The following is a 12,020-nucleotide window of genomic DNA, read 5'->3' as shown; positions in this document are numbered from 1 at the left end:
GGCTCCATCGCCATAAATCAAGCAAGGGGATGCTCATCATGCCAATTCGCCATCTGCTTCTCGCGGCAACAGCGCTCAGCCTCGTACCTGCTGCCCACGCGCAGGAGGACCGGCTCGAAGCGCTCGAACGCCGGCTCGCCGAACAGCAGGCGCGCATCGATCAGCTCGAAGCGATGGTGGCGAAGCAGTCGCAGATGCTGGAGCAGGCACCGGTGACGTCCCCTTCCTCTCCCGCGGATGTCGCGGCGTCCGTGCCGGCATCGCCTCCCGCCCCGGGCGCGGCACCCTCGCCGGCCCCGGCGCAGCTTGCCGATGCCGCGCCGGTGGCGGATGGCGCATTCCGCATCCCCGGCCTCGACGTCAGCGGCGACGTGCGGGTGCGGCAGGAATGGAATTTGGTCCCGGGCCGCGACCGGTCGCGCTCGGCCGTCCGCGCCCGGCTGCGCGCGAGCTATGCGATCGACGATCATTTCTCGGTCGGCACCCAGATCGCCACCGGCGACCCCGACGATCCCAACTCGACCGACGTCACCCTTGGCAGCTTCGTCGACGATTTCGCGGTGTCGCTCGATCAGGCGTGGGTGCGCTACAGGAACGGCGGCTTCACCGCCTATGCCGGCAAATTCCCCCAGGTCTTCCAGCGCACCGATATGCTGTGGGATGGCGACGTCTCGCCGCAGGGCGCGGCGCTCTCCTATGGCGCCGAACTCGGCGGCGCGAAGCTCGACGCGCGCGGCCTCTATTTCGTGATCGACGAGGCCGCCGTGGCGCGCGACAGCGACATGCTCGGCGGCCAGCTCGCCCTCGCCGCGCCCCTCGCGCCCGATTTCAAGGCGGGCCTCACCGGCAGCTATTATCACTACCGCCTCGGGTCGGTCGCGGGCGCCGATGCCGGCGATTTCCGCGGCAACCTCCTTTCGGGCGGCCGCTATCTCTCTGACTTCCACCTCGTCGAAGGGATCGGCACCCTCGGCTGGGCGGGTCCGTCGCCTCGCTGGCCGGTCAGCTTCACCGCCGACTATGTGAAGAATCTCGGCGCCGCCGTGTCGGGCGACACCGCCTTCAACCTGGAGTTCGCGGCGGGGCGGACCGCCGAACCCGGCGACTGGCGCCTGTCCTATAATTATTCGGAGGTCGAGGTCGATTCGGTGCTCGCCGCCTTCAGCCACGACAATATCGACCTGTCGACCAACTACCGCCTCCACGGCGTCGGCCTCTCGCATGTTCCGGCGCGCAACCTGCAAGTCGACCTGCTCTGGTACCACTACCGGCCGCTCGATCCGCTCTACGCAGGCAGCTTCGCCTCGACCGAGTGGCTCGACCGCATCCGCCTTGCTCTCATGCTGAGCTTCTGATGCTGCTCGCCGCCGCGACACTGGGCCTTGCCGGCCTCCCGGTGGACGGGGCGCCGGCCGAACCCGCAGCCCCCGCCGACCGGCCGCACAGCCACATCCATGCGCCGGGCGAGATCGAAGAGTCGCACGGCCCGCTGCTCCTCCAGATCACCTATACCGGCGAGGTGATGGGCAATGTCGCGGGTGGCCGGCGCCGCGGCGCGCGCTATCTCGACAATCTCGACCTCGTGCTCGAGGCCGATCTTGAACGGCTCGCCGGCTGGACCGGCGCCCAGCTCCATGTCTATGGCCTCTACAACAACGGCCGCTCGATCAGCGATCTTGCCGGCGACACCCAGGCGGTCAGCAATATCGAAACCGGCGTCCGCGCGCTGCGGCTCTACGAAGCCTGGATCGACCAGAAGATCGGCGACGCGGCTTCGATCAAGCTCGGGCTCTACGACCTCAATTCCGAGTTCGACGCGATCGATACCGCCGGCTTCTTCGTCAGCAGCCCGAACGGCATCGGCACCGATTTCGCGCAGAGCGGCCTGAACGGCCCCTCGATCTTCCCGTCCACCTCGCTCGCGGCCCGCGTCGCGATCGCGCCCGCCGAAGGATGGACGGTGCGCGCCGCGCTGCTCGACGGCGTCCCCGGCGATCCCGACCATCCGGCGCGCACCGCGATCCGGCTCGGTCATGGCGACGGCGCACTCGCTGTCGGCGAGGTCGAGGCACCGCTGGGCGGAGGCAAGCTGCTCCTCGGCCATTGGCGCTATACCGCAAGCTTCGACCTCAACGATGGTAGCGGCCGCGCGAATGGCAACGCCGGCACCTACGTCCGCGCAGAGCTTCCCGTCCTGAACCGCGACGAGCGCCGCATCGACGCCTTCGCAAGGCTCGGCTCGGCAAGCGGTCGCTTCAACATGTTCGACCGCTTCGCCGGCGGCGGCCTCAAGTTCGGGGGCTGGATTCCGGGCCGCACCGAGGATGAATTCGGCATCGCCGTCTCTGCCGCCTTCACCTCCGACAGCTGGCGGCGCGCGACCGGCGGCGGCTCGGCCGAGGTCGCGATCGAGGCCAGCTACCGCGCGCAGCTCGCCCCCTGGCTGTCGATCCAGCCCAGCGCCCATTATATCCGCCGCCCGTCCGCCGATCCCACCCTCGCCGACGCCTTCGTCCTCGGCCTCCGTTTCGAAGCATCTCACAGCTTCGCCGGACTTTGACGCGCAGGCTGGATTTTTCCGCGCAGTACATTATATACCGTCCGTTATGGAAGTTGAGACCGCACAAACGACGAAGGGACGCCCACGCGAATTCTGCGTCGACAAGGCGCTGGTCGATGCGCTCCACGTCTTTTGGGCCAAGGGCTATGACGGCGGAGCAAAAACCGGCCACGGGGCGGCGCAAAAGCAGGCCACTTTCTTGCGCGCTTGAGCCCGCCGGGAGGGCGTAGCCCGAGCGGCGGGCTCAAGCGCGCGTTGCGGTTTTCTATGGGGTCTGGCCGGCGTTTCGGGCCCGACTTTGCGCGAGCCTGTAGCTCTCGCCATTCATCTCGAGGATGTTGACGTGGTGGGTCAGGCGGTCGAGCAGAGCGCCGGTCAGCCGCTCTGTTCCGAAGGTCTCGGTCCATTCGTCGAACGGCAGGTTGCTGGTGATGAGCGTGGCGCCGCGCTCGTAGCGTTGCGAGATCATCTCGAAGAGTAGCTCGGCGCCGGTCTTTGACAGAGGCACGAAGCCCAGTTCATCGATGATGAGCAGTTTGACCGAGGCCAGCTGCTTCTGGAGCCGCAGGAGGCGGCGCTCGTCGCGGGCTTCCATCAACTCGTTGACCAGTGCCGCGGCCGTAGTGAAGCTGACCGACATTCCTTTCTGACAAGCGGCCAGTCCCAGCCCCAGAGCAACATGCGTCTTGCCCGTGCCACTCGGTCCGAGCGCAATGACGTTTTCGCGCCGCTCGATCCATTCGCAACGGGCGAGGTCCAGTACCTGCATCTTGTTGAGCTTCGGGATCGCCTTGAAGTCGAAGCTGTCCAGGCTCTTCTTGGCGGGGAACTTTGCAACCTTGATCCGGCGTTCGATCATCCGTCCCTCGCGGTCGATCAGTTCCAGTTCGACCAGTCGGGCGAGGAACTGGACGTGGTCCAGGCCCTCGGCTGCACATTGGCGCGCCAGCTTCTCGTGCTCCCGCAAGAAGGTCGGGAGCTTCAGCGTCTTCAGGTGATGAGCAAGCAGGATCTGCGGCGCACCGGTCATGCCGCGTCTCCCGACAGCAGAGACATGTAGCTTGCCGCCGAGGTGGTCCCCACGTTGGACCGCGCGGACAAGCCTTTACGATCGGATAGAAGGCAAGGAGATGGCGGCCGTGAAAATAAGTCTCGAGCAGATGCCGGACTGGCCCGGACGCATGGCGGCGCCGATCGCCGCGGCCTATATGGGTATCTCGGACACCACGTTTTTGGAGCGGTTCAGGGCCGTCGGGGTGAAGGAGGGCGGCAGCGTCTTGTGGGCGCGAGTCCAGCTCGACCAGTTCATTGCCGATCAGTTCGGCACCGATGAGGCGCCGGCGGCGCTGCTGAGCGATTACGACCGATGGAAAGCAGAAGAAGCCAAGAAGGCCGAGACAGATGCGCTATTGGACCGGGCCAAGAAGCGACTGGCCGAGGGGGCGCATCTCAAACCCAAATCTCGTAAGGGGCGTTGATATGACAACACCGGCCGAACTTTATCGTCGATTCTCGGAGAAAATCGAACGTCGCAAAACGCTTACGCTTTCGGCCGACGACCTCGATCTTTTTGTCGCAATGGGAGGATATGATGCTCTCTCCAAGGCGGCCGCGGAGTGGGCCCGCAACCTGGCGGAGGATCGTATTGCAGTCAGGAAAGCTGAGCGGGAAGAGGCCATGGAGAAAGCCTACAGGGCGCAATATCCGCGCCCGCATCCAGATCCAGAGGTCGAGGCAGCTTGCCGGCGGGCTTGGGAAGCGTGCCAACCGAAAAGGCGGCCACGCTTTGACTGAAAGGAGCCACATCCTGCCCGAGCACGATGTTCGGCCATATTCGATCGCACAACTGGCCGAGCGCTGGGGGTGCAGCGACAGCATGATCCGCAAGCTCATAAATCAGGGGCAGCTGGGCTGCTTTCGTATCGGCGCGTTGATCCGCATTCCTGCCTCCGAGGTCGTACGCTTCGAAGAGGCCACCACTTACGCGGAAGCACCGGCGCCAGAGCCTGAAACTGCGCCTGCGCCTGCGACAGCCCCGCGAATGATCGAGCGAGCCCGCCGTCGGCGGCCAATCAAGATCGATAAATCTCGGGTAATTCGCCGAGGGAAATAACCCTCTTCGTGTTGCATCCATGTTGCATCGACTGGCCGAAACTCTCTAAAAATCACGGAAAATCGCTGAAACTCTGTGTCACCAGTTGCAACACAGAAACCCACGCGATTAATCACTAAGTCATTGATTTTAGGCTCTTCCTCGTGAACGGGGGATGAGGGAAATTGGGTTAGACTTGTCATAGGAAGGACAAGTCTGATGAAGAAGAAGGCTGATCAGGGAATCGACGGCATATTAGGGCTGTCGGATGTTGAGATTGTCCGTGTCGAGCGGCGACGCGACATTCGTGTGTGGGCGCGGCCAACGAAGCGGCCTGTTTGCCTTTATTGCGGCCACGGGGGGCTGCGGATCAAGGCGACTTATGAGCGCGAGCTCAAGCACACGCGTCAAGGCAACCAGATCCTGATCGTGCACCTTGCGGTGCCCAAATATCATTGTGCCGGTTGCGGCCGCTATTTCCGTCATCGCTTTTCGGGCATCCGTCCGCGCTATCGCGCGACGGAGACGTACCGTCTTGAGGTCTTCGACGGTCACCACGGAGGCATCAGCCAAAGCCAGTTGACGAGCACCCATGCGATCGGCAGTGCAACCATCGAGCGCTGGTATCATCATTTCATCGAACAGCGCGTCTCGGAGCTGTCCGGTCGGCCCTGCCCGCAGGTCCTGGGGATCGACGAGCATTTTTTCTCGCGCAAGAGAGGCTATGCGACGACATTTGTCGATCTGAAGAATCACAAGGTCCACGATGTCGTCCCGGGACGCTCGGAAGACAGTTTACGAAGCTATTTGCGAAGGTTGCCAGGGCGCGACAAGGTCAAGGTCATCGTGATGGACCTGTCGGAAACCTATCGCGCAATCGCCCGCAAATATTTTCCGAACGCGAAGATCGTCGCCGATCGCTTCCATGTCATTCGGCTGCTCAACCAGCATTTCCTCGAAGGATGGAAGCGCTTCGATCCCGAGGGCCGAAAGAATCGCGGGCTGCTCAGTTCGATGCGGCGCCATCGATGGAAGCTAAGCGAAGAACAGCGCAAAAGGCTGGCCGTCTACCTGAAAGCCAATCCGGTGCTCGAAGCCCTCTACACTGCCAAGCAGGACATGGCCCTCCTGCTGACGCAAAAATCCCTCAATGCCAAAAAGGCCAGCCAGCTTATCCCCGACCTGCTCAGGCTGATCGATCAGTTCGCCGCCAGCCCCCTCAAGTCCCTCGCCGATACCCTGACCAGCTGGCTCGAGCCCGTCGCCCGCATGTGGCGCTTTTCCAGGAACAATGGAATCACCGAGGGCTTTCACACAAAGATGGAGATGATCTCGCGCCGCGCGTTCGGCTTCCGCAACTTTCACAACTACCGCTTGCGCGTGCTCGCTCTTTGCGGTTGGAATGGCGTCATCAATCGGGTCTGATCCACCCTCATCCCCCGTTCACGGGGAAGAGCCTGATTTTATGGTGCACCCAAGATGACAAAGATGAGAACTGGGTGATCATCGTTTAATATCTTGAAACGTAACGGTAACGTTCGCCGACATTGTCGACGTTCACCATGGCCTTCTCGCTCCCTCAAAACCGCCGATTGTTCAGTTCGCCTGCAATGCCGGCATTTGGCCGCTGTCGGGAGGCCGAGCTGCAGGGGAGGAATATCGCATCTGATGGCGGAGGCGGCCGCTCGATCCATTGAAGCTGCGAGAGTTCCATCAGCGATCTAGGCGGTAAACTCATAAACTGAGTTGCGCGAGGCGGCAGTGATTGATTCAAGGCTCGGGAAAGGAGTCTTGGAGATGCGTCGCCGTTTTGAGCTGACAGATTTCGAATGGTCTGTGATCGAGCCGCTGCTTCCGAACAAGCCGCGGGGCGTGCCACGTGTGGATGATCGCCGGGTGATCAACGGGATATTGTGGCGGTTCCGCACAGGCAGCCCCTGGGCGGATATTCCGGAACGCTATGGTCCACACACCACCTGCTACAATCGCTTCGTGCGCTGGCGCAAAGCCGGTGTGTGGGATCGGCTGCTGACGGCAGTTTCCCATGCCTTCGACGGCGAGTTGGTGATGATCGACAGTTCCTCCATCCGGGTCCACCAGCACGGTGCGACCTTAAAAAGGGGGACCCAAATCGCTGCATGGGACGTTCCCGCGGCGGTTTGACGACCAAGATCCACGCACTGGTTGATGGACGAGGCCTGCCGATCCAGCTGCACTTGTCCGAAGGACAGGCGAGCGATTGCAAACAAGCTGATCCGCTGCTCGGCGCCGTGCCGGAAGGCAGCACCTTCCTCGCCGACAAGGCCTATGACAGCGACGCCATCCGCGCGCGGATCACAGCACAAGGCGGCTTCGCCAACATTCCCGCCAAGCGCAATCGCAGGCAGGGCTTTGTGTTCAGCACCTTCCTCTACCGATATCGCAACCTGATCGAACGCTTCTTCGGAAAACTCAAACACGCCAGAGGCTTGGCCACCCGATACGACAAGCGAGCCGACAACTTCCTCGCCGCCATCAAGCTCTTCTCAGCACGCCTCTGGATCAACGCTTATGAGTCCACGGCCTAGTGGTCTAGGCTGGCACGGTATCATGGCGCTGCAGGGTCAAGACCTCCACGCCGCTTGCCGTCACAGCGACCGTATGCTCGAACTGGGCAGACAATTTCCGATCGTTGGTGACGACGGACCACCCGTCATCCTCGGTGTAAACCTTGCGGCTGCCCTGGTTGACCATAGGCTCTATCGTGAAGACCATGCCTTCTCGCAGGCGGAGGCCTCTTCCCGGGCGCCCGAAATGGAGCACCTGCGGCTCCTCATGCATCTCGCGGCCGATGCCGTGGCCGCAGAATTCCCGCACGATGGAGTACCCGTTTTTTTTCGCATGCCGTTCAATGGCGAAGCCGATATCGCCGAGATGCGCCCCAGGACGCACCTGCCTGATCCCCCTCCACATGGCTTCACGGGCGACCCGGACCAGGCGCTTTGCCGCACCGGATGCATTGCCGACTACGTATGTCTTGCTCGAATCCGCGATGAAGCCATTCTTCTCCAGCGTGATGTCGAGATTGATGATGTCGCCGTCCCGTACGATCACGTCCGCATCGGGCACGCCATGGCAAACCACCTCGTTGATCGAACAATTGAGGACGAACTTGAAGCCGTACTGCCCTTTGCTGGCAGGGCGTGAAGCGAGATCGATGGTGATGTAGCGCTCGACCAGATCGTTGATTTGCATTGTCGACATACCAACGAGGTTCAGCCCGTCCAGCATGTCGAAGACAGAGGCCAGCAACTGGCCAGATATACGCATGAGCGCGAGCTCGTCAGACGTCTTCACCATGTCAGGCAGCGGCCGCCCGTTCGGCGTGATCCTCCGCAGTAGCGAGCTGCTCCTTGATGATCTCGCTGAACGTAGATGTCGGATTGGCCTCGGCAAGCCTACCTATCTTCATCCAGAACTCTGCCTGCGCATTGATGGAACGGCACATTACCGCACTCGCCTTGCGCACCTCTTCGTGCAGTTCGTCGTCAATCTTCACGATGCCCATATGCTGTGCTCAAATTGCTTAAATATACGATCCATATATGAAACGCATATAAACCCGTCAATGCGCCTATCTCTAAAACGCTTGTGGTCCTGCCGTTTGGTCTCGATGAGCATGGCTCTGCGTAATCGACCGCGAGTGACCGACGGGAATGACCGACAGAACCGCTCGAGACCGGTCATTTGGCGGCTCAGATAAAGCAGATGATCAAATTGTTGGCATGGACCACAAACCGCACGATCAATCAGGGCCATTCGGTGACGACGTGTCGCGTACACTGCCGCGTAAGAAAATTGCGAAGGGCACCAGAGCTCCGAGAATCCAATTATCCCGAGTTGGCCTGTTGCGCACCGTGTATGTGTGGACAGCAACGGCAACGACATGACTGACTAACGCCGCCGCGATCGCGTCTTCGAGATTAAACAGAAGCTGTGCTGGAATCGCGATGCATACAAGCGCAACGAGCGTGCAACCCTGAAGAATGGCGGTGAACTCACTCAATTTCTTCAGCCAGGTCTCGCGCCGCCACGGACTTGGTGCGCCGGCAAAATACCAAGCAGCAAGCCAGAAGTCGCTGACAAAACAGCCATAGGACGAAGTCGGAGCGAAGGGCAGAATGGGCTCCCCCCACAGATCGTGGGCAGCATCCCAGCAGGAATGTAGCACCCAAGCCAAGCCGATCGCCCGATAATCGCTCAATCCGCGATACGCGAGCAATGTCACGACACCGCAAAAGACCAGCTCAAGTGGACCAAACCCCGAGCCGAGATAGGCAGCCCCTGCGCCTGCCACGAAGATTGCGCTGAACCTTTGGCGAGTTGGCTCTGACGGAAGAGATAATACGGCAATTGCAACCAGCGCGACCAATACAGGCGCGATGGTCATCAATAGAGTAGCAGATGTTGGGGTCATCGGCGGCATGGGTGATTCCATTTCCAAGATAGACATGGATGGAGAGAAAGGGTTTCCGACGAAGTCGGGAACTGCATCGCAATAAGGCTCGGATGAGCCTGGGCGTGCCTAATCAGATGAGGTGTACCTGCGCATATCGGCTCCAGCAGCTCGAGCCGTTCCCACCATGTCGATGCCGTAGCCTTGTATCCACGCGACAGCCTCCTCGGTGAGGTCCGGGCCGGACTTCACCGGAACCCCAACGTTGAATGGGGGCTGTGGATGCTGTGAAGTTTTAGAAGCGCGGGGATCCTTGCGACTCATCGCTCGATGCTTCGCATGTCGATTGCTCAACCGCTTGCGCACACCGGAACGCAAACGAAGAACCGATTGTCCCCGAAAGTCTTCAGACAGGCTTCGTAACCACGAGAATTGCAACGACGGAGACCGCAAGAATAACCGTAAAGGGAATGCACCGCAGGCTGGGAGGCATTCGGGTCGAGTTTTGCTGGTGCAGTCGGCGGAGACGACCTGATAGCCATCCGTGCAGAGCCGAGAGCAGAAGGACGACACCAAGTTTGACAATCAACCACACGTCTGGGAACCAGCCGCCCAACAAAGCGAGCGCTAACCCCAACGCCCAAGTCAGGAGCATCGCAACGGAAGTGACCCTCTGATCCCAACGACGCATTGATGTGATGAACGCCGAGGGGCCATCGCTTTGTCTCTGCGGGCCGTTGCGAGTGGCTGCCGCTATCACGACCGCGGCAGCGAGCATTCCTCCGATCCAGGTGATTGCCGCCACAACGTGAAAGGCTTTGAGCCCAAGGTAGACCATGGCAGCCTCGTCAAACCGCTTCGATCAATAAAGCTTGGCGACGCGCCAACGCTCGTTCATTTACGAATGCCCCGAACGGAACGAGAGCAGCTACAATCATGCGGGTCACTTCGCCCCGAGCCCATCCTCCGCCGGACACGATCTGGATGAGCATCCAAAAGTAAAAGACGAAGGCTATTCCGTGAATGGGCCCCATGATCGAGGTGGCGACGGCCAATCCGGCGAAGTGCTTCAGCGGAACAGCGATTCCAACCAGAATGATCAGAGTAAAGCCTTCCAGAAGCGAGGCTGCCCGCATTTTTCGTAATTGCCAGATTTCTTCGGCGGTCTCGGACGACTGCATCACTCGACCTCCTTGAGTACCTTTTCGATATTTACGAGACGGCTTTCTATCTCGGCGATCGCCTCCTTCATGGCCGGCATTGCACTGGCACATTCTTCTTGTGCTTTGATGGAGCGTGCGGCGAGATCGCGATAAGCGTCTTCGCTCATGATACGAAGCCGCGCAGATCGCGCTGCAGAGAAGTATTTCATTCCGAATATTAGCAAAACCACCATCAGCGCGAGAATGGTAACAAGTAGAAACGTAGAGGCATGATCATTCATGTTCGTCCCTTTCAGAGGCTCCGGATTTTATGGAAATGGCTAACGAACGAGCGGCGTCAGCAACAGAACTAGGATTCAGGACGACGTTGAACGGTGCGACCTCATAGAAATTCAGCGATTTCCCGTCCTGCGACAATTCCATCCTGCTCGTTACGAGCCCTGCATCCTCCAGCTTCTTGAGGTGGAGATGCAGCAAAGGACGGCTGATGCCCAGCTTTCGAGCAAGCTGACTGACATAAATCCGCCCGTCTGTATGGAGTGCCTCGAGGATCCGCAGCCGATGTGGATTCGCAAGAGCGGCCAACGTCTCCAGCATCCGATCTCCATTCATCCCCACCGCCGATGCAGCATAAAAATTCATTGCACATGTCATTTTTTTATGACACGTTGGCTGATATGTCAATAAATTCTTTCAGGTGGGGCGCGTGTCCAAACTGACAAGCCGGCGTCGTCACAACAGGTCGGCAGGTGGAGAACAGTTCCTTGCAATGCAACCATCGGCGGCGCACCTCGTGCAGGATGGGTGCCACCCGACGTATCTCGGAGTATCGGAGCTCCGGCCGTCCTGGAGAGACTTGGGCCAAGTCTGCGATTCTGATCCGTCGGCGGAGCTACGGTGGATGGGCGTATCAACTTCGATTTCGTGAAAAAAATTTGTACTTTTGAAAGTTCCATGATGTGCGGTTGTCTGTCGACTTCGGCTCCGAACCAGTTCGTTCTCAGCTCTGAAGGCCACTACGAACAGGGACACGCGACCATAAGACGTGCTGCATGTGCTTTTTGCATCTCGATCAGATCAAAGTGCCTGTCAGGTCCGAAATCCTGCCCCTCGGCATGGGAACAAAACCGGCCGTCTTCGGGCTCACCATGTGGGGTCTCAAGTTCCCCCGTCACCTTTGATGGCTGCGACGCGAGGGAGCAGTCCCAATGAGAAGATGGTGGCAGCGTTCTTGGGTGTCAAACGGCCCTTTAATTGCGGGTATCTGTCAAGCCTGCATATTGATCCGAACCGGGGTCATGGTCCTTTTCGAGGTCATGCCTCATGATGATGTCCGGGTCGGATGCCTCAACGTGCGCAACGCGGTCCTGGAAGTCCGCAGCCGTTTGAACGAGGTCACCGCAACCACCGTCCCGGTGGATCATCACAGGTCTGGCGTCAGGCCTGCAATCTCAGGGTGGGTATGACGGTCAGGCAGGCTGCTTCCCCCACTCGAACTCGGTTCCATCCACCCAGATACAATGAAGGATGATGGCGAGCTTTCGGGCGACCGCGACCTGCGCCTTCTTCATGCCACTTCGCTTCGCAAGCCGCAGCCCCCACGCCTTGAGCGAGCACCACCGCTTGGTTCGATGGAGCAGCACGCTGGCCGCCTCGAACAGATAGGCGCGTAACAACCGGTCGCCCCAGCGCGAGATTTTTCCCGTGACGTCCATTTCACCCGATTGCTTTCGGCGGGGCGTAAGTCCGAGATAAGCGCCAACCTTTGCC

The 12,020-nt window shown here is 60.2% G+C and carries 16 protein-coding genes and 1 pseudogene; 8 read left to right on the top strand and 9 right to left on the bottom strand.

The features are described from left to right. Positions 1-38: 38 nt before the first annotated feature. From LH20_RS04060 to LH20_RS23215, 3 genes are read left to right on the top strand one after another with little or no spacing between them, the layout of a single operon-like run. A complete protein-coding gene (locus tag LH20_RS04060) occupies positions 39-1,355 on the top strand; it encodes a putative porin (RefSeq protein WP_158501095.1) in 1,317 nt (438 codons plus the stop codon). Next, positions 1,355-2,560: a carbohydrate porin gene (locus LH20_RS04055; protein WP_083455280.1), complete on the top strand. Its 1,206-nt coding sequence runs from the start codon at positions 1,355-1,357 to the stop codon at positions 2,558-2,560. The genes LH20_RS04060 and LH20_RS04055 overlap by 1 nt, the downstream gene beginning before the upstream one ends. A 46-nt stretch (positions 2,561-2,606) precedes the next feature. After that, positions 2,607-2,771, top strand: coding sequence for a hypothetical protein (locus LH20_RS23215; protein WP_235527109.1), 165 nt, complete (start codon positions 2,607-2,609; stop codon positions 2,769-2,771). Positions 2,772-2,825: 54 nt separating this feature from the next. Here LH20_RS23215 and istB read toward each other — a convergent pair whose 3' ends face one another. Further along, the gene (istB, locus tag LH20_RS04050) at positions 2,826-3,590 is read right to left on the bottom strand and encodes an IS21-like element helper ATPase IstB (protein WP_028095139.1); all 765 of its coding nucleotides are present in this window, start codon (positions 3,588-3,590) and stop codon (positions 2,826-2,828) included. Positions 3,591-3,699: 109 nt separating this feature from the next. Between istB and LH20_RS04045 the strand changes: the two genes are divergently transcribed. From LH20_RS04045 to LH20_RS22710, 5 genes are all read left to right on the top strand, one after another. Continuing rightward, positions 3,700-4,038: a hypothetical protein gene (locus LH20_RS04045; RefSeq protein WP_144423508.1), complete on the top strand. Its 339-nt coding sequence runs from the start codon at positions 3,700-3,702 to the stop codon at positions 4,036-4,038. Between the two features lies 1 nt (position 4,039). Next, a complete protein-coding gene (locus LH20_RS23445; protein ID WP_053553110.1) occupies positions 4,040-4,354 on the top strand; it encodes a hypothetical protein in 315 nt (104 codons plus the stop codon). Next, positions 4,347-4,673, top strand: a complete 327-nt coding sequence (locus tag LH20_RS24355; protein ID WP_158501094.1) for a helix-turn-helix domain-containing protein — start codon at positions 4,347-4,349, stop codon at positions 4,671-4,673. Before LH20_RS23445 ends, LH20_RS24355 begins: the two co-directional genes overlap by 8 nt. A 198-nt stretch (positions 4,674-4,871) precedes the next feature. Beyond that, positions 4,872-6,077 (top strand): ISL3 family transposase, encoded by a 1,206-nt coding sequence (locus tag LH20_RS04035; RefSeq protein ID WP_083455278.1) that lies wholly within the window; start codon positions 4,872-4,874, stop codon positions 6,075-6,077. 372 nt (positions 6,078-6,449) lie between these two features. Then, a protein-coding gene (locus tag LH20_RS22710; RefSeq protein WP_144423492.1) for an IS5 family transposase occupies positions 6,450-7,219 on the top strand; the annotation gives its coding sequence in 2 pieces (ribosomal slippage) (positions 6,450-6,765 and positions 6,765-7,219; 771 coding nt in all). A gap of 4 nt (positions 7,220-7,223) precedes the next feature. Here the strand turns inward: LH20_RS22710 and map are convergent. The 8 genes and pseudogenes from map to LH20_RS03985 form a co-directional block, all read right to left on the bottom strand. Next, a complete protein-coding gene (map, locus tag LH20_RS04020; protein WP_053553109.1) occupies positions 7,224-7,991 on the bottom strand; it encodes a type I methionyl aminopeptidase in 768 nt (255 codons plus the stop codon). A gap of 1 nt (position 7,992) precedes the next feature. Then, complete coding sequence (locus LH20_RS04015; protein WP_053553108.1) at positions 7,993-8,199, bottom strand: ParD-like family protein; 207 nt, start codon at positions 8,197-8,199, stop codon at positions 7,993-7,995. 237 nt (positions 8,200-8,436) lie between these two features. Further along, on the bottom strand, positions 8,437-9,081 hold the full coding sequence (locus tag LH20_RS23685) for a DUF6010 family protein (protein ID WP_235527108.1): 645 nt from the start codon (positions 9,079-9,081) through the stop codon (positions 8,437-8,439). A 412-nt stretch (positions 9,082-9,493) separates the two neighbouring features. Next, complete coding sequence (locus LH20_RS24350) at positions 9,494-9,925, bottom strand: CopD family protein (protein WP_053553107.1); 432 nt, start codon at positions 9,923-9,925, stop codon at positions 9,494-9,496. A 10-nt stretch (positions 9,926-9,935) separates the two neighbouring features. Continuing rightward, positions 9,936-10,268, bottom strand: coding sequence for a DUF3817 domain-containing protein (locus tag LH20_RS04000; protein WP_053553106.1), 333 nt, complete (start codon positions 10,266-10,268; stop codon positions 9,936-9,938). Further along, on the bottom strand, positions 10,268-10,531 hold the full coding sequence (locus tag LH20_RS03995) for a hypothetical protein (protein ID WP_020697644.1): 264 nt from the start codon (positions 10,529-10,531) through the stop codon (positions 10,268-10,270). Before LH20_RS03995 ends, LH20_RS04000 begins: the two co-directional genes overlap by 1 nt. After that, positions 10,524-10,892 carry an ArsR/SmtB family transcription factor gene (locus tag LH20_RS03990; RefSeq protein WP_083455277.1) on the bottom strand — a complete coding sequence of 123 codons (369 nt, stop codon included), beginning with the start codon at positions 10,890-10,892 and terminating at the stop codon, positions 10,524-10,526. The genes LH20_RS03995 and LH20_RS03990 overlap by 8 nt, the downstream gene beginning before the upstream one ends. A gap of 827 nt (positions 10,893-11,719) precedes the next feature. After that, positions 11,720-12,016: pseudogene (locus LH20_RS03985) on the bottom strand (transposase); the annotation flags it as partial. Positions 12,017-12,020 lie beyond the last annotated feature (4 nt).

This window comes from Sphingopyxis sp. 113P3, assembly GCF_001278035.1.
Lineage (GTDB): Bacteria > Pseudomonadota > Alphaproteobacteria > Sphingomonadales > Sphingomonadaceae > Sphingopyxis.
The sequence above is the reverse complement of the archived record's forward strand: the minus strand, read 5'-3'. Positions and strand labels throughout refer to the sequence as shown.